At 52.0% G+C, this 22,702-nt stretch carries 15 protein-coding genes; 6 read left to right on the top strand and 9 right to left on the bottom strand.

Annotated features, from left to right (window positions below):
• Positions 1-241: 241 nt before the first annotated feature.
• Positions 242-1,033, bottom strand: a complete 792-nt coding sequence (gene kdgR / locus KWG64_RS18695; protein WP_195822910.1) for a DNA-binding transcriptional regulator KdgR — start codon at positions 1,031-1,033, stop codon at positions 242-244.
• A gap of 239 nt (positions 1,034-1,272) precedes the next feature.
• Between kdgR and KWG64_RS18690 the strand changes: the two genes are divergently transcribed.
• Positions 1,273-2,670 carry an MFS transporter gene (locus tag KWG64_RS18690; RefSeq protein ID WP_195822909.1) on the top strand — a complete coding sequence of 466 codons (1,398 nt, stop codon included), beginning with the start codon at positions 1,273-1,275 and terminating at the stop codon, positions 2,668-2,670.
• A 63-nt stretch (positions 2,671-2,733) separates the two neighbouring features.
• Here KWG64_RS18690 and htpX read toward each other — a convergent pair whose 3' ends face one another.
• The 4 genes from htpX to KWG64_RS18670 all read right to left on the bottom strand — a co-directional run bounded on the left by htpX (position 2,734) and on the right by KWG64_RS18670 (position 7,270).
• Complete coding sequence (gene htpX, locus KWG64_RS18685; protein ID WP_152325681.1) at positions 2,734-3,612, bottom strand: protease HtpX; 879 nt, start codon at positions 3,610-3,612, stop codon at positions 2,734-2,736.
• A gap of 283 nt (positions 3,613-3,895) precedes the next feature.
• Positions 3,896-5,968 carry a carboxy terminal-processing peptidase gene (gene prc / locus KWG64_RS18680; RefSeq protein ID WP_195822908.1) on the bottom strand — a complete coding sequence of 691 codons (2,073 nt, stop codon included), beginning with the start codon at positions 5,966-5,968 and terminating at the stop codon, positions 3,896-3,898.
• Between the two features lie 19 nt (positions 5,969-5,987).
• Positions 5,988-6,677 carry an RNA chaperone ProQ gene (proQ, locus tag KWG64_RS18675; RefSeq protein WP_015697850.1) on the bottom strand — a complete coding sequence of 230 codons (690 nt, stop codon included), beginning with the start codon at positions 6,675-6,677 and terminating at the stop codon, positions 5,988-5,990.
• 95 nt (positions 6,678-6,772) lie between these two features.
• The gene (locus KWG64_RS18670) at positions 6,773-7,270 is read right to left on the bottom strand and encodes a GAF domain-containing protein (RefSeq protein ID WP_195822907.1); all 498 of its coding nucleotides are present in this window, start codon (positions 7,268-7,270) and stop codon (positions 6,773-6,775) included.
• Between the two features lie 257 nt (positions 7,271-7,527).
• Between KWG64_RS18670 and yebS the strand changes: the two genes are divergently transcribed.
• The 5 genes from yebS to KWG64_RS18645 all read left to right on the top strand — a co-directional run bounded on the left by yebS (position 7,528) and on the right by KWG64_RS18645 (position 15,528).
• Positions 7,528-8,775: a membrane integrity lipid transport subunit YebS gene (gene yebS / locus KWG64_RS18665; RefSeq protein WP_152325677.1), complete on the top strand. Its 1,248-nt coding sequence runs from the start codon at positions 7,528-7,530 to the stop codon at positions 8,773-8,775.
• The gene (locus KWG64_RS18660; RefSeq protein WP_218522757.1) at positions 8,744-11,374 is read left to right on the top strand and encodes a PqiB family protein; all 2,631 of its coding nucleotides are present in this window, start codon (positions 8,744-8,746) and stop codon (positions 11,372-11,374) included. Before yebS ends, KWG64_RS18660 begins: the two co-directional genes overlap by 32 nt.
• 84 nt (positions 11,375-11,458) lie before the next feature.
• The gene (gene rsmF / locus KWG64_RS18655; RefSeq protein WP_218522756.1) at positions 11,459-12,976 is read left to right on the top strand and encodes a 16S rRNA (cytosine(1407)-C(5))-methyltransferase RsmF; all 1,518 of its coding nucleotides are present in this window, start codon (positions 11,459-11,461) and stop codon (positions 12,974-12,976) included.
• Between the two features lie 370 nt (positions 12,977-13,346).
• Entirely contained in the window at positions 13,347-15,068 is a 1,722-nt protein-coding gene (locus KWG64_RS18650; RefSeq protein WP_218522755.1) for a diguanylate cyclase, read from the top strand.
• A gap of 217 nt (positions 15,069-15,285) precedes the next feature.
• On the top strand, positions 15,286-15,528 hold the full coding sequence (locus KWG64_RS18645) for a YebV family protein (RefSeq protein WP_152325673.1): 243 nt from the start codon (positions 15,286-15,288) through the stop codon (positions 15,526-15,528).
• Between the two features lie 43 nt (positions 15,529-15,571).
• Here KWG64_RS18645 and KWG64_RS18640 read toward each other — a convergent pair whose 3' ends face one another.
• The 4 genes from KWG64_RS18640 to KWG64_RS18625 form a co-directional block, all read right to left on the bottom strand.
• Positions 15,572-16,222, bottom strand: a complete 651-nt coding sequence (locus tag KWG64_RS18640) for a hypothetical protein (RefSeq protein WP_218522754.1) — start codon at positions 16,220-16,222, stop codon at positions 15,572-15,574.
• Positions 16,223-16,317: 95 nt separating this feature from the next.
• On the bottom strand, positions 16,318-16,710 hold the full coding sequence (locus KWG64_RS18635) for an ASCH domain-containing protein (RefSeq protein ID WP_165056871.1): 393 nt from the start codon (positions 16,708-16,710) through the stop codon (positions 16,318-16,320).
• Positions 16,711-16,806: 96 nt separating this feature from the next.
• Positions 16,807-19,647 (bottom strand): WG repeat-containing protein, encoded by a 2,841-nt coding sequence (locus KWG64_RS18630; RefSeq protein ID WP_218522753.1) that lies wholly within the window; start codon positions 19,645-19,647, stop codon positions 16,807-16,809.
• Positions 19,647-22,409 carry a WG repeat-containing protein gene (locus tag KWG64_RS18625; protein WP_218522752.1) on the bottom strand — a complete coding sequence of 921 codons (2,763 nt, stop codon included), beginning with the start codon at positions 22,407-22,409 and terminating at the stop codon, positions 19,647-19,649. The genes KWG64_RS18630 and KWG64_RS18625 overlap by 1 nt, the downstream gene beginning before the upstream one ends.
• Positions 22,410-22,702 lie beyond the last annotated feature (293 nt).

Genomic DNA, 22,702 nt, shown 5'->3' with positions numbered 1-22,702 from the left:
AGTTCCATCGCGTGTGCGCTAAGCTCTTTTCGTCCCTCATTGGGACCCCCTTTTGATTTCTTGTTGAACCTTTGCAGTTGCCAGACCGCAAACTGTTTTAACAAATCAAAAGGGGTTTTTATAACTGGCTCAAAGCTGAAAGCTTTACTGAACCCCCAGCCTAGCTGGGGGTTTTCTGTGCACAACAAAAACCGAAGCCAAGGCTTCGGTTTTTTTATATCTGCATTATTTAAGCTGACACTCAGAACGGGTAGTCGTGAAAACCAATCTGCTCAGAAATGTTGCGGGCGGCGGTATGCAGCATTTCGACGTAGTGCGCTTTGCTTTCTTCTGAGAAACGGATAGTCGGGAACGAAATACTCAGACCCGCAATCACTACACCAAAGCGGTCAAACACAGGAACCGCTATGCAACGAAGCCCCTGTTCCTGCTCTTCGTTATCTTCGCCGTAACCCTGCACGCGCACCTGATCAAGCGCAGTCTGTAAATCAGCCGCATTCATAATGGTGTTTTCAGTGCTGCGGGTAAATTCGATTTCCTGCAACAGCGCACTGACTTCTGCTTTATCGCCCCAGGCCAGAAGCACTTTACCGATAGCCGTGGTGTGCAGCGGATTACGGCGACCAATGCGTGAATGCATGCGCAGGTTATACATCGAATCGATTTTATGGATGTAGACAATACCGTCTTCATCCAGCGCGCCCAGGTGGATCGTTTCGCGGGTCAGACGGGACAGTTCACGCATCTGAATATCGGCACTGCGGATCAGATCCACATTTTGCAGCGCTTTCGCCCCTAACTCGAATAACTTCAGCGTGAGCGAATACTTTTCAGATTCCCCTTCCTGCGCCACGTACCCCAACGATTTCATCGTCTGTAAAAAACGATAGACGGTACTTTTGGACATCATAACGCGCTGAGAAAGTTCAGTAATACCAATCTCCCGCTCTTCGCCCAGGGCCTGCAAAATGCCAAAAACTTTCAGAACGGAAGAAACAGAATCGGGTTGCTTATCAAGATCTGCGATAGCCATAGGATGAATTACCTGCTCGCGTGAGTTTTGTTTCAAAAAAAATAGAACGTAGTTTTTATTATAGTGGTAAGCATCGGCGAGAAGCAATCAACCCGATGCGTGAGAATGTAAGAACTGTTAAGCCAGTTTCAGAACTGAGAGATCAGTAAAAAATTCATTTCATCGTGTGACAATTGTCACTTTAACTTCAGTAGCGTAGTAATATTCCCCTCTCTGATGACTACGCACTGACATAACTCATGACACCTACACCCAACGACGGGCTTCCCGTTCCACAACGCTACGGTGCGATCCTCGCAATCGCTCTGGGTATTACCGTTTCGGTGCTGGACGGCGCAATCGCGAATGTCGCGTTACCCACAATTGCCAATGATTTTCATGCCAGCCCGGCGGCCTCAATCTGGGTCGTGAATGCCTACCAGCTGGCAATCACCATTTCATTGCTCTCACTGGCGTCTCTCGGGGATATATTTGGCTATCGCCGCATCTATCAGACCGGCCTGCTGGTATTCAGCATTACGTCGCTCTTCTGTGCCCTTTCCGATTCACTGCTGACGTTGACCGTCGCGCGCGTGTTGCAGGGGTTCGGGGCAGCAGCGATCATGAGCGTAAATACCGCGCTGATACGCATTATTTATCCTCAACGTTTTCTGGGTCGGGGCGTGGGGATTAACGCGCTGATTGTTGCCGTTTCATCCGCCGCAGGGCCAACGATTGCAGCGGGGATTTTGTCCGTCGCATCCTGGCAGTGGTTATTTGCGGTGAATGTCCCGATTGGTATTGTCGCGCTGATTCTGGGGCTGAAGTTTCTTCCGGCCAACTCAACACGCAGTCAGGGGCAGCGTTTTGATATCACCAGCAGCGTGATGAACGCGCTGACCTTTGGCCTGCTCATCAGTGCAATCAGCGGTTTCGCTCAGGGCCTGAACCATCTGCTGATTTTGGGCGAAGTGATCGCGCTTCTGGTTATTGGCTGGTTCTTTGTCCGCCGTCAGTTGTCGAAACCTTTCCCGTTGCTGCCGGTGGATTTGCTGCGCATTCCGATTTTCAGCCTGTCGCTGGGCACGTCGTTGTGTTCTTTCAGTGCCCAAATGCTGGCGTTCGTTTCACTGCCCTTCTTCCTGCAAAATACGCTGGGGCTGAACTCTGTAGATACCGGTCTGCTGCTGACGCCGTGGCCGCTGGCAACGATGGTGATGGCACCGATCGCCGGGCGTCTGGTCGAGCGTTTTCATCCGGGGATGCTGGGCGGTATCGGGTTGATTGTCTTTTCATTCGGGCTGTTTTCGCTCTCACTGCTGCCGCCAGAACCTTCGCATCTGAACATTATCTGGCGCATGCTGCTGTGCGGCGCGGGCTTTGGTTTATTTCAGTCTCCGAACAATCACACCATCATCAGTTCCGCACCGCGTAACCGCAGCGGTGGCGCTAGCGGATTGCTGGGAACGGCACGACTTTTAGGCCAGACGACCGGTGCAGCAATGGTTGCCCTGATGTTTAACCTGTTCCCGTCACACGGGACACATGCTTCGTTAATTCTGGCGGGGGCACTCGCCGGTGCGGGTGCGCTGGTCAGTCTGATGAGAATGACGCAAAAAACCAGCAGCCAGCAAGCCGCTGAGAGTTCCAAACCATAAGTTCCGGAAAGTAAAATGCCTGGCATAAGCCAGGCATTTTTTTACACATAAACGAACGGACGTTTATTTGATGTACTGACCGCTGCGCAGCGCTTCGATACGTTTGTCCAGCGGCGGGTGAGACATAAACAGCTCACTGAAGGACTTCGATTTGCCGTTGATACAAAACGCCATCATGCTGCCCGCTTCCTGCGGTTCATGACTGGTTTTCAGACGCTGCAACGCAGCAATCATTTTCTCACGACCAACCAGTTTCGCTGAACCGGCATCCGCATAGAACTCGCGGTGACGCGAAAACCACATGGTGATAATGCTCGCCAGAATACCAAAGACCAGCTCAAGCACTGTTGCCACGGCAAAATAGATCATCGGATTGCCGTTACTTTCTTCGCCATCACGGTTTCCGGAAAGGAAACCAGAAGCTACCTGTGCAATCAGACGCGAAATGAAGATCACGAAGGTGTTCACGATCCCCTGAATCAGCGTCATGGTCACCATATCGCCGTTCGCAATGTGGCTGATTTCATGGGCGATAACCGCTTCGGCTTCGTCCTGATTCATGCTTTGCAACAAACCTGTGCTCACCGCTACCAGCGAGGCGTCACGGCGCGCACCGGTTGCGAAAGCATTAATATCTGGCGCGTGATAAATCGCGACCTGTGGCATGGCAATGCCTGCCTGCTGAGACTGGCGACGAACCGTTTCCATCAACCAGCGCTCAGTTTCATTTCGTGGTTGCTCAATAACTTCACCACCCACCGAACGCAACGCCATCCACTTCGACATCAGCAACGAGACAAAAGCACCACCGAAGCCAAACAGCCCGGCCATGATCATCAGCCCCGGCACGCTGCTGGACTGGATGCCCGTCAGGCTTAACACCAGCCCAAAGACCAGCATAACCGCCAGGTTAGTCAGCAGGAACAACGCTATACGCATCATAAAATTTTACTTCCTCATTGTTACTTCGTTGTTATTGATTGAGTCACACCACCGGCACATAGCCTGCCCGGCTGTACTGATCCTATGGGCTTCTTGCCCAGATTCAAGAGTCCCTGCCCGCTAAAGGCCTAAAATCACAATACTTTACATTTTGAAGCGTTTTATTTCACAACCGTCGCTGAAATCTATGGAGTTTCCGCGTCCCGGCGAGCTTTCCTGCCCGGTTTAGCACATAAAAAAAGCGCACCGGAGTGCGCTTTTCATCTGACCACCGGGTGAAGGACTACTTCGCCGCGGTCTGGTTGCCCTGAGCTTTTTCCAGATTGCCCAAGTCAACGGCAATATGGTCAGCTTCATCGAGATAAGGGTCCGGCGCCACGTAATCTTTCGGCAAATCGTCGAGAGATTTCAGCGGTTTCTTACCTTCACGTTTGAAGCGTTCGTTCAGACGGCTCAGACGTAATGCATCGTCCTCTTTGTCCTCTTTATCACGCTGTGCGTAATTAAGGGAGGCGGTATCACGTTTGTCCTTAAGCGCTTTATAACGGGCGATATCCTGCTGGATGTACTGGAACTCAGGATCCTTCGCAATACGTGCTTCATGATCTTTCAGCAAATCAGGCAGGAACGGTTTCATGTCGCCCAATTTGGTGTAAGTCGCCGCGTTAATGCTATCCCACGGAAGCGCGTTATCTTCGAACTTCTCACCCGTTTCAATCGATTCAATACCGGTTGGCATCAGAATATCCGGGGTAACCCCTTTACGCTGAGTACTGCCGCCGTTGATACGATAGAATTTCTGGATTGTGTACTGCACAGAGCCCAGCGCAGGCCATTCCGGACGCAGCATCTGATCATAGATGCGGTTCAGTGAACGGTACTGCTGCACGGTCCCTTTACCGAAGGTCGGCTCACCGACAATCAGCGCACGGCCATAATCCTGCATTGCGGCTGCAAAGATTTCTGAAGCTGACGCACTGAAGCGGTCAACCAGAACCACCAGCGGGCCTTTGTAGTACACGACGCCATCGGTATCGCTGTCCTGACGGATACGACCGTTGTTATCGCGAACCTGCACAACAGGGCCACTTGGGATAAACAGACCTGACAAAGAAACCGCTTCAGTCAGGGCACCGCCGCCGTTGGTACGGAGATCGATAACCAGACTGTTGACGTTTTGCTTCGCCATTTTCTGTAGCTGGACTTTAACATCGTCCGTCAGCCCCACGTAGAACCCCGGAATGTCCATCACGGCCACTTTCTGATCGCCGACATTTTTGATGGTCATTTTGACGGCGCGATCTTCCAGACGGATTTTTTCGCGTGTCAGGGTAATAACGTGGTTTTTAGCATTTTTGCCCGCAGGCAGGATCTGCAGGCGCACTTTGCTGCCTTTAGGTCCTTTGATGAGCGCGACGACATCATCAAGACGCCAGCCGATCACATCAACAATTGGGGTTTGCTTGCCGGCCTGAACCTGGCCCACACCGACAATACGGTCGCCAACCGCAATGGATTTGCTCTTGGCCGCCGGGCCTCCAGCTACCATTGAATTGATGACGGTATAATCATCGTCACCCTGCAAGACGGCGCCGATACCTTCCAGAGACAGGCTCATCTCGGTATTGAACTGCTCGGTGCTGCGGGGAGAGAGATAATTGGTGTGCGGGTCGATTTCATGCGCAAAGGCATTCATCACCAGCTGGAAAACATCTTCGCTGTTGCTCTGCGTCAGACGTTTCATCGCAAAATGATAACGTTTGGAGAGCACATCGCGGATTTCCTGATCGTTTTTGCCGGTCAGTTTGAGGTTCAGCTCGTCATATTTGACTTTCGCATCCCACAACTTATCCAGCTCAGCGCGGTCTTTCGGCCACGGTGCTTTACTGCGATCAAGCTCAATGGTGTCGTTGCCAGTAAAATCCATCGGACGCTCAAGCACTTTCAACGCGTAGTCATAGCGTTCAAAGCGACGTTTTTGCGCCAGATTGAATAAGGCATAAGGCGTGGTTAACTGACCGGATTTCAGTTCCTCACCCAAAGTGGCACGCTTATCAGTAAACTGCGCCACGTCGGAAGCCATGAGTACGTTATGGCCATAATCGAGCATGTTGAGGTAACGGTCGAAGATTTTCGCTGAGAAATCTGCATTAAGGTCGAACTGACGATAATGTGAACGGGTAAAGCGTGCGGTAACACGCTCGCTTACCGTTGCATCCTGCGGATCTTGTGTCAAATTAGGGAGTTGAGCGAGAGTCACCGGTGCACTCTCGTTCGCTGCAAAGCTGGTATTCACCAGCCCTGCCCCTGCCATTAACAGACCCGCGATAACGCTTAATCTGACAAATTTGTTCATGCCTGAGTTGGCCTCCGTATCAGAACTGCAAGTGTTCTGCGCGCACAATCATCGCCAGACCCGAAGAGAGCTGAACGCGAACACCGTCTTTGGCAATTTCCAAAACGGTTGCATCCATCGCACTCTTACCTGCTCTGACTTTGATTTCCTGGCCAATTTGCAGTTTTGAAATGTCTGTTACTGGCACCTGACGCGGTTCACGTTTTTCCTCACGCGGTGGGCGAGGTGTACGTGGTTTGCGATTTTCCTGACCAGCCACAGCTGCGGGCGCATTTTCACGACGCGGCGCAGGTTTTTTAGCGGCCGGACGTGGACGACGTGGCTCAGTGGTTTCACCGGCTTCACGACGTTTAGCCTGTTGTTCTGCACGTTGTGCCTGAACGCGGGCTTTTGCTTCTTCCAACTGTTTACGGGCATGTTCGACGTGCTGCTCTTCGAGAACGCCACATGAATTACCATCAAGGTCAACGCGTTCTGCGCCAACTTTAACGCCATACAGATAGCGCCAGCTTGAGGTATACAGACGCAGAGCAGAGCGTAACTGAGTTTTGCTCAGATTCTCTTCACCTTGCACGCGCTCGACCAAATCCGCAAAGATACCGATCTTTAATGGGCGTGCTTCGCCTTCGGCGGTAAAACAGAGCGGGAACCGCTCAGCCAAAAAGGCGATGACTTCTTTACTACTGTTCAACTTAGGTTGATTTTCCATGAAATTTCCTGATTACAACGGGTTTGCCAACCGGCGCAGGCATGAACAGGCGCCATTATAATGACGCCATTATTAAATGCCACGTTATCCGACGATCAACTTACGATCAGATTGACATATTTTTCAGCATCGCAGTTTTCGAGATGCTGGCAAAGCCCGCTGACCAACTCTGTCAGCCCCTGTTCATCGGCTTCATCGAAGCGCTGATAAACGGTGCTATCAATGTCTAATACGCCAATAACTGTGCCTTTCACCGTGATGGGAAGGACAATTTCGGCATTACTTGCAGCGTCACAGGCGATGTGGCCCGGGAAGGCATGAACATCACCAACACGCTGTACGGCATTTTCTGCAACAGCGGTACCGCAGACGCCTTTTCCTACCGGAATACGCACGCAGGCAATTTTACCCTGGAATGGCCCCAGCACCAGCGATGCGCCGTCCATCAGATAAAAACCTACCCAATTCACGCCGTCAAGACGCTCAAAAAGTAAGGCACTGGCGTTCGACAGAGTCGCAATAAAATTGTTTTCTCCGGCGATCAACGCGCTCAAATCACGTTTTAATTCCGTGTAGAATGCTTCTTTATTCATGTAGTAACCAATAATAACCTAAGGGCACTGAGCCGTTCTGGTGTGCTTAACCTCTATAAAATAAGCATTAAATGCCCATATGAACAAGGTTAATCCTGTGTGACATCAAAAAGACTCACCTACAATAACTGTTTGCCGACCGCATAATACGTTATTTTGTCAAAAAAACCTGGCTGATATTGGCTCAATGGCCTCGCCTGACCCCTTCGGGGGATGCGTAATTGTAACAACAGGTATTCTTTACTATTCCAGGTACTATGAAAATACACACAATTTCAGCCCAACTGCCGCATATTCGCTACCAGCGGTGCAGTGAATGTGACTACCTTTTTGCGCTTCCCGCTCTGTTGCGGACGCAAACGGCGCACTGTCCGCGCTGTAACGCCAAAGTCGAAAAGGGTCGGGTTTGTTCCCTGCCACGTCTGATCACCATTGCCATCAGCATTTTACTGCTGATGCCGTTTGCCTATACCGAGCCCCTTATCAGCATCCGCCTTCTGGGCACGCGTATTGACGCCAGTCTGCTGGAAGGAATCTGGCAAATGTCGCGTCAGGGCGATCCGGTCACCGCCAGCATGGTCGCGTTTTGCACCATCGGCGCGCCGCTGACGCTGGCGCTCTCTATTCTTTACCTGCATTTTGGCAGCAAACTGGGCATGAACCTGAAACCCGTGCTGCTGATGCTCGACCGCCTGAAAGACTGGGTGATGCTCGATATCTATCTGATTGGCATGGCCGTCGCCAGCATTAAGGTCAAAGAGTATGCCGACATCAATGTTGGCATTGCGCTGGCGGCGTACCTGATGATGACCGTCATGGTCACGCTGACGATGATTAACCTGAATATCGAACAATTGTGGGAAGAGTTTTATCCGCAGCGCCAGCCTAAAGGCGTGCCCTCTTCGCTGCGCTTGTGTCTGGCCTGTAAATTTACCGGACAACCGGATGAACGGGGCCGTTGTCCGCGTTGTCACGTACCGATGCGGCTGCGTTATAAACACAGTTTGCAAAAAACCTGGGCGGCGCTTATTGCGGCCATCATCTTCCTGATCCCTGCGAACCTGCTGCCGATTTCGATTATTTATGCCAACGGACAACAGCTGAAAGACACCATTTTCTCCGGCGTCGTGTCGCTCGCCACGTCAGGCAACGTGCCGATTGCCGCCATCGTGTTTATCGCCAGCGTTCTGGTGCCTTTCACAAAAGTTATCGTGATGCTGACGTTACTGATCAGCATCCATTTCAAAGCGATTCAGGGATTGAAAACGCGTATTCGCCTCTTACGGCTGGTGACCTGGATCGGACGCTGGTCGATGCTCGATTTGTTTGTTATTTCATTGATGATGTCGCTGGTAAATCGTGACCAGCTTTTGTCATTTACAATGGGACCGGCTGCCTTTTACTTTGGCTCTGCCGTGATCCTCACCATTCTTGCCGTTGAATGGCTTGATAGCCGCTTGATTTGGGATGCACATGCAACAGGAAACGCCGAATACACCGACTGAAGCACGGATAAAACACAGGCGCCGGATTTCACCCTTCTGGCTTCTGCCGTTTATTGCTTTACTGATTGCCGGATGGCTGATTTACAGCAACTACGAGGAGCGCGGGACGACTGTTACTATCGATTTCCAGTCAGCGGCGGGCATCGTTGCTGGCCGTACGCCTGTGCGTTATCAGGGCGTTGAAGTCGGATCGGTCGAATCCATCAGCCTGAGCAAAGATCTGCGCACCATTCAGGTAAAAGTCAGCATTAAAAGCGATCTGTCTGACGCGTTGCGCGAAGGCACTCAGTTCTGGCTGGTGACGCCGAAGGCATCGCTGGCGGGCGTGTCCGGCCTTGATGCGCTGGTGGGCGGTAACTACATCGGTATGATGCCAGGCCCCGGTAACGAGAAAGATCACTTTGTCGCCCTCGATACACAGCCGAAATTCCGCCTGAATACCGGCGAGCTGATGGTTCATCTGCACTCAAAAGACCTGGGCTCGCTGAGCACCGGTTCGCTGGTGTATTACCGTAAAATCCCGATCGGCAAAGTTTACGATTACGACATCGAAAGCGGCAACAACGGTGTGACGATTGATTTACTGATCGACAAGCGCTTTGCCAATCTGGTCAAAGACAACACCCGGTTCTGGAATGTTTCCGGCTTTAAAGGCGATTTCAGCCTGAGCGGTGCAAAAGTTCAGATGGAAAGCCTGGCTGCGCTGGTTAACGGCGCGATCTCGATGGATTCTCCGAATGACGGGCAACCCGCCAAAGCCGACCAGTCTTACGTTCTTTACCCCGATCTGGCGCAAAGCCAGCGCGGCGTGGAAATCGACCTGGATTTACCGAATGGCAATGGCCTGTCCGAAGGCCAGACACCGCTGATGTACCAGGGTTTGCAGGTCGGTACGCTGACAAAAATCACCTTGCAGCCGGATAACAAGGTCACCGGGAAACTGACCGTCGACCCTTCCGTGCTGGATATGATGCGCACTGGAACGCGCATCGAAATGAACAGCCCGAAACTCAGCCTGAATAATGCCAATATCAGCCAGTTGCTGACCGGCAACACGCTGGAACTGATTCCGGGCGATGGCGATGCGCAGAAGCATTTCACCGTCCTCGACAGCAACCAGCGTCTGCTTCAGGATCCGGCCACCAGCAGGATTCAGCTGATCGCGCCGCAAAGTTATGGCATTGATGCGGGCCAGCCAATCAAACTGTATGGCATTACCGTTGGCCAGATCATCGACCGCACCCTGACAGATGAAGGTATTTTGTTTAATGCCGCTATCAAGCCGGAATACAAAAACTTACTGCATAAAGACAGCAAGTTTGTTGTCAACAGCCGCGTTGATGTGAAGCTGGGTATCGACGGGATGGAAGTGCTGGGCGCCAGCGCGCAGGAATGGGTGGATGGCGGCATTCGCATTATTCCGGGCGGAAAAGGCGAACCCGCGCAGAAATATCCGCTGTACAGCAATGCGGAAAAAGCCGCTGAAGGCATTCAGGGCGATCAACCCGGCGCTACGCTGACGCTGACCGCGAAAAGCCTGCCAGACATTCAGGCCGGTTCCGTGGTGCTTTATCGTAAATTCCAGGTGGGCCAGATTGTGAACGTGCGCCCGAAAGCCAGTGAATTTGACGTGGATGTCTACATCCTGCCGCAATACCGCAACCTGCTGACCGAAAAGAGTATTTTCTGGGCAGAAGGCGGAGCCAAAGTTCAGCTTAACGGCAGCGGCCTGACCGTTCAGGCATCGCCGCTGGACCGCGCACTGAAAGGGGCGATCAGCTTCGATAACTTTGAAGGCGTGCTGACCAGCAAAGGCACCAAGCGCATTCTTTATGATTCCGAAACCTCCGCACGCGCCGTGGGCAGCCAGATCACGCTCAATACCTACGATGCCAGCAAACTTTCCGCGGGTATGCCAATCCGTTATCTGGGGATCACTATCGGCCAGGTGGAATCCCTGAAACTGGATCCTCAGCTTAATCAGGTTTCCGCCAAAGCCGTACTGTACCCGGAATACGTCGACAACTTCGCCCGCCGTGGCACACGTTTCTCGATTGTTTCACCGGAGATTTCGGCGGGTGGAGTCAGCAACCTTGATACCTTGCTTCAGCCGTACATCAACGTTGAAGCCGGTAAAGGCGTCCCTGCGCGTAACTTTGATTTGCAGGAATCCACGATTACCGATTCGCGTTACACCGACGGACTGGGCATTGTGGTTGATGCAGCAGAAGTTGGCTCACTGCAAATCGGCACGCCGGTGCTGTTCCGCGGCATTGAAGTGGGTACGGTTTCAGGCTTCTATCTGGGCGCGATGGCTGACCGTGTAAACGTGACATTGCGCGTCAGTAAAAAGTACCAGTATCTGGTACGCGAAAACTCCGTGTTCTGGCTGGCCTCCGGCTATGATCTACAGTTCGGTCTGACCGGTGGCGTATTCAAAAGCGGAACATTCCAGCAGTTCATCCGCGGCGGGATTGCCTTCGCAACGCCACCGACCACTCCGCTGGCACCGAAAGCCGCCAACGGCAACCACTTCCTGCTCAATCCGGAAGCGCCGAAAGACTGGCAAAAATGGGGAACGGCGATCCCAAGGAATTAACCGATCCCGCGCTTTCAGAGGCCACCTGCGGGTGGCCTTTTCATTGCATTCGGCCAACACCCGCGCCTTCATCTGCCGGCAAATATGCTAAACTCCGCGGCAGAAAACACCTTCAGTTCTGGAACCCAACTCTTGTCAAAGCTCACCACTGCCAGCGATTTCGCTGATAAATTACCTGCCGCCTTTCTGGATGCGACGCGCGCAATCATGCCAGCCAGCCTGACCATGGAAGATTTTATTGCGATATGCCAGCGCCCTCTGCGCCCCAGCCTGCGGGTCAATACCCTGAAAATCAGCGTGACGGATTTTCTCGAAATGGCGTCAGGATTTCAGTGGGATTTAGAGCCAGTGCCCTGGTGTGCCGAAGGTTTTTGGATCAACCGCCACGCCCTGGATGATTCACGATTAGGTAACGCGCTGGCTCATCTCGCCGGGCTTTTTTACATTCAGGAAGCCAGCTCCATGCTCCCCGTCACGGCCCTGTTTGCTCACGACACACAACCTGCGCTGGTGATGGACGTTGCCGCTGCTCCGGGCTCAAAAACGACGCAGATTGCCGCACAGATGGAAAACCGCGGGGGCATCGTTGCCAATGAGTATTCCGCCAGCCGCGTAAAAGTGCTGCATGCCAACATCAGCCGCTGCGGCGTGAGCAATACCGCGCTGACCCATTTCGACGGGCGCGTGTTCGGTGCCGCGTTACCCGAAACGTTTGATGCGATCCTGCTGGACGCGCCCTGCTCCGGCGAAGGCGTGATTCGAAAAGATCCTGATGCCATGAGCAACTGGTCAGAAGCCAGCGTGGCTGAAATTGCCACCACGCAACGCGAACTTATCGACAGCGCGTTTCACGCCTTAAAACCAGGCGGCGTTCTGGTGTATTCCACCTGCACGCTCAATGCGCAGGAAAATCAGCAGGTTTGCCAGTGGCTGCTGGAGACCTACGCCGGTGCGGTGGAAACAGAATCTCTGGAAGATCTGTTCGATGGTGCGCAAAAAGCGGTGACACAGGAAGGTTATCTCCACGTATTCCCGCAGATTTATGACAGCGAAGGTTTCTTCGTTGCCCGTTTTCGTAAAACAGACTCTGTACCGCGTTTGCCGGTTCCCGGATATAAAGTCGGCCGCTTCCCGTTCTCGCCACTTTCACGTCAGGACAGCGCGGAAATAATCAAAGCCGCCGCCAGCTCCGGGCTTTCATGGCCTGAAAAACAATACACATTGTGGCAGCGCGACAAAGAAATCTGGATCTTCCCGGCCGTGCTGGAACCCTTATTCGGCAAGGTCAGATTTTCGCGTATTGGCATCCGTCTGGCTGAACGCTTTCCAAAAGGTTTCCGCTGGCAGCATGAAGCCGTTGTTGCTTTCAGCGTCAATGATGCCAACAACCGGTTTGAAATTAATGATGAACTGGCACAGAACTGGTTGCGTGGCGTCGATATTTATCCTGAAAACACGCCGGCGACGGATGAATGTCTGGTGACGTGGGCAAATCAGCCGCTGGGGCTGGCAAAAAAAATCGGCAGCCGGATTAAAAATAGCCTGCCCCGCGAACTGGTCAGGGACGGAGCAACGCGGCACCAGACATTTTCGAACGATTAATTAATTTAACTCTTTCCGTAATTTTCTGTGCCACAGGATCCTCCTGCTGGCGCAGAAAATTCTAATAATCCTTTCTTAAATTCGATAAAAATAAGTCTGCTATGCTTTTAACCTGATTCTGCGCCGGTACATTTTTAGGTGAAATCAGGGTGACAAACTGCATGGAACAAATGACTGTGAAAAATTTTGTGCTACATATATTGGATATCCTTTTATTTTATCCATATAGGTTAATGGAATTATAAGTAGGAATAATCCTAGCCTGACATGTATTATTGCCCTCAAGATAACATTGCCGGTGATATATCATTTTTAGATATAAATCATAGTGCCTGATGTTGAGTAAAGACCTGCCAGTCGGAGAAGTATCATGTCGGATGAAATGAAACTCGAATCAGCAGATGGCCTGCTTTTACAGCAAATGGCCAGTCTGCGGGATATTATCGATAACAATTCTGACTGGATCTGGGAAGTCGATGCACAAGGACGTTACGTCTTTTCCTCAAATAAATGCATCGAGTTTCTTGGCATTCCGCCCGAACAAGTTTTAGGCAAAACGCCTTTTGACTTCATGCCGCCTGACGAAGCCAAACGCGTGGGTGAGCAGTTCGCTGCGATTGTTGAACGCCGCGCCCCTTTTGGCGGATTACTGAACCGAAATATCCGCCCGGATGGCAGCGAAGTTATTCTCGAAACCAGCGGTGTTCCGCTGTTTGATAACGACGGCAATTTCCGCGGCTATCGTGGCATCGACCGTAATCTGACCAGTCTGGATCAGGCTCCCGGACAGCGTCTTTTCCAGCTCGAAACCATTTATTCCAACGCCCCTGTTGGCCTGTGCTTTATCGATCTGCAAATGCGTTATGTCACCGTGAATGATTCGATGGCCAATATCATTGGTCTGCAACCGTATGAAGCGATTGGCCGCAAAATCGGGGTTTTCCTGCCCGGCCTTTCACCTTTGCTCAATAACGCACTGGAGATGGCGCAGCGTAACGAAACGACGCCTGACCGTGAATTTTCCGTTCCCGGTAAAAATCAGGTTTTCTTCGTGCGTATCAAAGCAGCTTACGACGCACAAAATCAGCTGAACGGGCTTTCTGTGGCGATGACAGATATCACCAGCCTCAAGCGTATGGAGCGGGCACTTCGCGAAAGCCAGGAGCATTACCGCAACATGGTGGAGCTGAACCCGCAAATCCCATGGACCGCCGATCCGCGCGGCATGCTCAATGACGTCAGCTCGCGTTTTCAACGCATCACCGGCATGACACGTCAGGATATTCTGGCGGATAAATGGATCCAAAGTATGCATGTTGAAGACCGCCGTGCCGCGGTTCAGACCTGGGAACAATGCCTTAAAACCGGCGCGCCTCTGGATATAGAAGTCCGGTTCTGCCACGTTGACCGCGGCTGGAACTGGATGCGCATCCGCGCTGCTGCCAGTTATGCGACGGACGGCTCAATTCAGCGCTGGTACGGCACCGCTGAAGACGTTCACGAACGCAAATTGCTGGAACTGAAACTGGTTAAAGCCAACCGTCGTCTGGAAATTCAGGCACGTACTGATTCACTGACCAAACTGCCCAACCGTCGCGAATTTAAAAAAGTGCTCAGCCACGAATATATGCGCGCCAAACGCAACCGTACGCCGCTGACCGTGGTGATGATCGACATCGATTATTTCAAACATTTCAATGACCACTATGGCCATCTTTCGGGCGATGCCTGTCTGCGTCTGGTGGCAAGAACGTTGCGGAAATCACTGAAACGCAGCACCGATGTGGTCACCCGTTTTGGCGGTGAGGAATTTGCCGCTATTTTGCCGGATACTGATTTGAAAGGGGCATGGATTGTCGCCCAGCACATTATGGAATCAATCGAAACGTTGGGCATCAAACACAGCTTCAGCGAGTTTAACCGCGTGACCATCAGTCAGGGCATTGCAACATACCGGCCAGATCAGGATCCGGATATCGAAGATCAGTCAGACATTGTCAGCGCGGCAGATGAAGCGTTGTATCTTTCCAAAAACAATGGCCGTAATCAGATCAACGCAATGCCGGTTTCAATCAGATTTAACCCGCTCTGAAAACAAATTAAAGGGGCCAGTTCGTTTATCAAACACTGGCTCCTTATTCCCTTCCTTCCGCACTTTGGTTTCCCCCTCTGAAAATTCGTTTCTTCACTGCTATGAAAAAAATCCAGTGGCACTTTTTGTGCTGTCGACTATTCTGAGATCAGGGCGCCCAACTGGTCGTACCTGATGTTACTGAAATCACTGACGTCATCCTGGCAAGGAGTACCTGATGGGAAAATCGAGTATCAGAATTGGCAGTTATGAAATTGACGATGCACATCTCTCAACGCCTGAAGCAAAAGGCGGCGATAAAGTGCATATTCCGTGCAAGTCAGACCCTGATTTGTGCATGCAACTTGATGCGTGGGATGATCACACCAGCGTCCCGGCGGTTGTCGATGGCCGTCATTCTGTGTTGTATAAAGAGAAGTACGATAAGCAGAAAGATGAGTGGATCATGCGACTGGAGTAACACAGCATGGCGAACGGAATTGTGTTCGCCATGCCGCTTGCGGTCAGTCAGTGTCAGACACCAGAGCTATTCCACGCCCGGCAAAAAAGCGGGCAAAAGTTTCAACCGGCAGGGTGACATCCTGCTGCGACGAAATATCGTGACCCGACGGGTTATGGAAGGTCACAGATCCGGCATCAGCCCGCGTGACCAAAACCAGATGTCCGCCCTTACCCGGCGGAACAGATTCAGGGATACGAATCGACGGATGCACCGAAGCAATGAAAAACCGGTGAATATCGAGCTGTGAAGCAATATCTTGCGCAGAAATATTCACTTTGACCTGTGCGGTCAGCCCTAACTCCTGCCGGACATACTCCACAAACGGCGCGTAAATAAGCCCTTTAATGTTATTCCCTTCACGGACATAAGCGCCGTACGCCTGGCCGCGCCGGGTCAGTTCGAGAACAGGCACGACGTTTCCGGATACTGCCGCAAGCACCATTTTCAGGCAACACATTCCGCAGACATGGTTGGCCCATTCGATAAATTCTTCCTGAGAAGCCGCGCCAGACTGGCGCCAGAGGCGGATATCGCTGAGCGCAATATCACCGGCGATAATCCCCGCAGCGCAGGACGGATCTTCCCACTGGCTGAAATACGGTACTCCGCAAAGGGGTGAAAACGTAGGAGGGTTTGCTGTATTGGCGGACATGACTCATTCCTGAACGACAGATCGACAACATCAGGTAGATCTTATGCCTTGGGGGTTTATTGGCCTGATTTTCCTTATCAGGCCACATGATGAAGTTAGAACTTTTCGATCATCCGGAACTTCATGAGCAACAGAGGCATGGTCGGTTCAAACATTTCATATTCTTCGAAGAAACGCTGGTGCTCTTTACGCCAGTAAGCCAGCGTGCGGTCACCTTCACCTTCTTCCCAGGCATGCTGCTCTGTTACCTGATCAAACGGAACTTGTTTCACTTCGGTCAGTTGTACGGCACAAACCGGATTGTTGCGGCCATCGACTACAACAAACACTTCGCCCGGCTCAGGTTCCGGATCATCATCGAGATTTGAGCAGGTCGCTGTTTTGGTACCGGCCATGACACGTTTGGCCAGTTCATCTGCTGACGATTCAGTATCACCAAAAGACCAGCGTTCTGCGTCCCTGTATTTAAGCGGGATCTGCGGGATCATAATTTATCCTTTCAATTGAGATAGTTCACTGCCATTACAGTTAAACATTAGCACAAAAAAACCCGCCGCAGCGGGTTTTGAACACCAGCATCAGACTCAGGGTTTGCAATTATCCGGCATTTTCTGTGGCCACTGGCGCGAGCTGCCCGCGCCGTATAAAACAGAAATGCCGCACTCTTTATCTAAGCGTGCGAGTGGCTTGCCAGTCTTGTCGATCATCATCGACATTGCCGGTGTCGATACAATCGCCACCCCACCGTCAAACGGTGAAACTGCGCTGTAAACAGGCGCGATCACGTAGTTACCCTGCGCATCCACAAAGCCGTAGGTAGTATCCGCTTTAGCGAACGCCAGACCGTCATGAGGCAAACCGAGATCGGCGTAAGAGACAGCGTCAGCGGCTTTCCCCTGCCCGTCAATCCAGGTTTTTGTGCCATCAGCACGTGTGAGAACAGCATGTCCGTCAACCATACGGCTGGCGAAACCTGCCACAGTCAGAACCAGTTTTCCGGTATTATCGACATAGCGTGTTGTGGCCTCACTGTTTTGCGGATCATAAGAAACAGACCACGTGCTGCCCAAAGGCAGGCTCCATTTCCCTTCAGGCATCGCGGCGACACGCGCACCTTTGTCGTCAATCAGCTCAGATCCGGCAGCTGTTGTACGCAATGCGCGCCCCTGTGCAAAGGCGGAGCCCCGGGTATCGATAGCAGGTTGGATCTGCCAGTCACCTTGCGCAGATAAATAACCTTCCTGCGGCTGTCGGGATAGTTTCACCCAGTCGCCCAGTGCGCTGATTCGGGTTTGCTGCTCATGAAGCTGGATATTGCCTTTGGCGTCCAGAAGCCAGGATTGCCCGGCGGCAGACGTTGCCAGAATGCGACCATCACTGAACTGATTTACCGCCAGACCGGCCGTCGGCGCAATCCGTGTTTTCGTATCATTGCCAATGATTTCTGCGATCACACCGGACTCTGGCTGATCGTCCGTTGCCGGTTGTGTCAGCAGCCACAAAGCAGAATTGATGCGCTTAACTTTGGCGTATTTAGCTTCCACCATGGTTTTACCCTGACCGTCAAGGATCCCCCAAAGGCCATTTGGCGTCTGAACAGCTACCTGATTGTTGGCATAATCACCCACATCCTGATAGGAAGGCTGAATGACCATTTTCTGGTTAATGGCATCGTAAATTCCCCACAATGCCCCTTCAGCTGCCGTTTCGTGGTAACGGAACCAGCCGTTACCGACCGACTCCAGATCGAACACATCCGGCAAATTATAATGCTTACCGGCATGGTCGAGCGCCGTCAGCTTGCCGTCCAGATAATCCAGCGCGTAGCCCTGTACAAACGGAGATATGTTGTCTTCTGTCAGAGGAATAAACACTTTCCCTTGCGCATCAATCACGCCGGTGCCATCGGCCGTTCTGACAATAAATTGCCCGATATCTTCGCTGCTGTCCGCTGATTCAATATCCTGCCATTTGTTATCAATTTGCAGAGAGCCGTCCGGTTTCAGGAAACCAGCTCCTGTTTTGCTGGTCCCTGCCTCAGGGCGGATCAGAGCCAATGGCGACTGCGGGGTAACGTGATCACCGCCACCGTTGAGCGGTTCAATCCGGCTATTTTCAAGCGCGCTGATCGTCTTCTGATTCAGCAACGCCTTTCCGGTCGCATCAACAACATTCACGACGTCGCCCTGATCATTGCGCAGCCACAGACGGTGATTGATCACTTCCGCACTGGAAATTTGCGCCAGCCAGCCGACATTCTGTGCACCACCAATCATTCCACCTGAAGGCGCAACAATCGCGTTCACTTTTTTCTGCTCACCGCGGGTGGTCACCAGAAACTCACCGGTAGTCTGCCCCCACGGCTCGCTGGCGGCAGGCAACGTCAGAGGTTGTTTACGGCCGGGAACAAATACGATGAGATTTTCTTTCGGTGTCGGGTTAAGGACATAGTCCCCCGAAACCCGCAGAGCGGCGGCATCAGAATCGCTAAACGTTGCTATCACAACGGCGGAGTTATCCAGTAACTTCACACCATCAACCGTTTTCGCCAGCCAGAAAGCGCCGGTTTCTTCACTCACTGATAAATACTTTTGCTCATCCTGAATGCCGTCTGCACGAATTAGCGTAATTCCGTCGGAATTTTTCGCGAGTGCCACTGCCGGATTACGCGGGTCGAGAGTAATTGCGGCGTACTGTGGTGCAACGCGCCAGCTCAGATTTTCATCCACGATGCCATAACCTTTGCTGGCATCGAAGGCGATGAATAATCCCTGAGTACCAAAAGGTTCAGCAACTTCCATTTTGTCTGTTGCTACATGGCGAACACCATCGGGGGAAAGCAGCACGCTGTTAAACGACAATTGTAAACGTGCCGGAAGTCCATTACTTAGAATGGCCTCGTCCACTAAATAATCCAGCGCTTTTCCAACCTGCGCGCCTTTACGATCGATAATCTGCGATTTCCCGGCTACCGTTACAACGGCTAAACCGGATTCAGTGAAAGGTTGTACCGCATCGAAACCCGGCTGAATCAGCCAGTTCCCGGTGGTATCAATAAACCCCCACTTTCCCTGTTGTTTAGCGGCTGCGACGCCGTAGTGATAATCACCGACATCTTCAAAGACAGGTTTTATAACCAGTTGCCCCTGATTATCCAGAAAGCCCCAGCGCTCACTGGCTGCGTCAGCAGCCGGTAAAAGCACAGCCGCGCGCCCTTCACGAACATCACGGATACACAGGTTTTGAACAACCGGCAACGCGTTACGCCGTTGTACATCGTTTTGCGAAGCAGGCAACGGAGCAAAACAACCGGAAGGTTCAGCCGCATTTGCAGAAGCTGTCAGCGTCAATAAGGCCAGTGCGCTGCTGGTATTCAATGCGCAAAGGAGTGCTATCCGTAGCCTTGAAGGTTTGCTGACAATCATTAATTACCCCCGGTACCGCATGAAGGCGCTTTTGCAGGCCAGAGATAAGCGCCTTTTGCGTCCACGATTACGCGCTGATTACAACGCACCTGAATTTTCGCCTGAACGGCACCTTCCGCGTTCAGCAAGCTGACGACACCTTTGCCGCCTGCCCATGCGTGTTTCTCGCTGAAATTATCGGCCCAGTCGAATTTAGGCAAGATAGCGAAACGGCCGGTCGTGCTGATATAACCAAAGAGATTGCCGTAAGTCGATTTCTTCATGGCTGTGGCAAAGTTATTATTCATAGCGCCAACCTGATCAAAATAAGAACCGATCAGTTTCTTACCTTGTTGATCAACGAAACCATAAAGCCCTTTGCTGTCGCGTAACGGGATAACACCGGCACTGGCTTTATCTGCCTGCAAGCTGTCGAGCCCGGCGAAACGCTGGATCTCATTACCGTCATTGTCATACAGCACCGTTTCGCCAGTCACGTCATCATTCATAGTCAGACGCACCAGCGAATTCAACGGTTGAGCCTGCTCGAAACCATCCAGCGGAACAGCACCGTGATCGTTAATCAGCGTGGTATGCCCGTCGCTGACGGCACGGCTCCAGTTCAGTGGCGAAATGAAATTGAATTCTGTCGTGTAAAAAGGCTGAATCTGCCAGTCACCCTGCGCGTTAATGGCACCAAAGTGAGGAGAGAAACTGAGCATTACCCAATCGCCCTGCACTGAGCTTGATGAAGCTGCAATGGCTTTGCTGACAGGATAACGACCCGCGCTGTCTAACAGCGCTACGCCCCCTTCGGAAGGCTGGACCAGCCAATGCCCCTGCCCAACGGATTGTGGTCTTGCCAGCAGATCCCCGGCGATTGCCTGACCGCTGTTTGCGCTGTACAGGCTGTAATGACTCGAAAGATCACTGCGTTCGCCTGGCTGATCGTTATCTGACAGGGTGAAAACGCCTTGTCCGATATATTGCAACTTCCCGCTGCGGCTTGAATCCGGCGCAATTGCCCATACGCCGTTGGTGCCGATAACACCCCATCCGGCATCGGCTTTCGCCAGAGCGAACCCCTCATTGAAGGATTCGATTTGAGTAAACTGAGGGGCTGCTTTAATACTCTTGCTCGCAATATCCCATAAGCCCCAGCGACGGGCATCATTAGCACCTTCGGTGTAATACAACAGACCGCCGGAAAGACGCTGGGCGTTTTGCAAGATATCTGCTGGCACATCCGTTGCGCTGCCATTGCGGTCAATTAGCCGTTTGGTATCGGTATTGTTACTGTTTTCGACAGCCCAGGTGTAGTCACCGGCAAACGCGCTGATCTGCTGGTAAACCGGCTGAATAACCCATTTACCCGCGCCGTCTACCGCCCCCACTTTTTGGGTTTGGGTATGGACTATCAGCGGAGCCTGAGACGCATCGCCATCGATAGCGGCCCACTGAGGATCCGAGAGAACGTTCCCCTGCGAGGTCAAAATTGCCGGTGGTTTTGTGGTATCGGCAGGCGTAAGAACCGCCCATGGCAGCGTGTGCGCTACATCCGCAGTGACTTCCGGCAATGTGGCGATATCATCGGTCAGCACCGAGGTACCCAGTGGCTTCACCTGATAATCTTTCAGCGCCGCGAGCGTGGCATCATTGAGTAATGCAACGCCATTGTTGTCATATACCTGTACAACCTGCGGAGTTTTACCTTCAGTCTGCATAACCCAGAGGCGGTTGCCCTGTTGCAGGAACTGAGGTTTATTCATTTTAAGGGAGACAACCTGGTTATCGGCCCCAACAATGACAATACCTTTGCTGCCTGTTCCCAGCGTTGCCTTGCCCCAGACGATAATATTTTCGGACTGATCGGCAGGAATATCCTGCACTTTTTCCAGTTTGCTGCTGAGCAACTGCCTGGAATTATCGTTGCCGGTAACCAGCCAGCTACCAGAGGAGAGAGGACGTACAGATTTATACTGTTCTTTATTTAATGAAACGCCCTGACGATCAACGAAACTCCATACGTTTTTGATTTTGACAGCAACCACGTCGCCGCTGAGCTGAGGCTCATCGCGCGCTTTCAGGATCATCGGATCAATTGCCCAGTCACCGTTTTCGTCCAGATATCCCCAGTAACCGTCATTTGCGGAATCACGCTTTTTAGCAGGGATGAGACCGGACTGCGGCAGATCGAGCGCCATAACATCGTCAGGCAGGGAAAGGGAACGATCGGTTGCAGCATTCCACAGCGTCGGGGATACCTGAGTTTGGACGCTTGCCAGCGCCTGTCCGTCCGCAAAACCATGGGTGTCGAGAGAAACAGCAAACGGCAGCGTTTTCACAACGGCACCTTTGCGGTCAATGATTGCCAGACGATTATCCGTGACGACCAGCGCCGTACCCCGTGCATTGAAATCGGTTGCGCGGGTAAAACGCGGTTCAATGACCCAGTGGCCTTTCTTATCGATGTAGCCGTATTGATCGCCTTTTTTAACAACGGCGAGATCATTAACAAATCCGCGCGCGTCGCTGAAATCAGGTTTGATTGCCATGTGCCCGGTGGTATCAAGATAGCCCCATAGTGGCTCACGTGATAACCCTACCTGAACAGCCGAAAGCCCCTGTTGAAAAGGTAACTGGCAGTCTTTGGCCGTTTTTGCATTGCCACATGCCCGTAACTGCGAGTCATCCGCGTGTACCGGCAGGCTAAAAGTCGCATTCAGAACCAGGGCTAATGCGCTGAAGTTTCTGAAATGTTTGAATTTTTCGGAGCAAATCATCCGATGCCCTTATAACTGGAGAAAATAAGAAAGTGTAGCGCACGTTTTTTTCATCACCCGCATTGTGCGCGTGTGAGACGGTAAAAAATCCGATAATAATCAATTTCAAGCGCACGCACATGCTATACGCCTATAGGGTGTCAGCTTGCGAAAGAAAAAGCAGCTAATTTATTACCCTGTAACGAATGAATACACTTCATCACTGCATAGAAAGATAATCTTCGGATGTTACCATTCAATTTAATTTCTCACCGGTCATTAACCGCGCAACTACATTCACGCTGCATTGGTAA

It is taken from the genome of Rahnella sp. PD12R, assembly GCF_019200965.1.
GTDB lineage: Bacteria > Pseudomonadota > Gammaproteobacteria > Enterobacterales > Enterobacteriaceae > Rahnella > Rahnella laticis.
The sequence above is the reverse complement of the archived record's forward strand: the minus strand, read 5'-3'. Positions and strand labels throughout refer to the sequence as shown.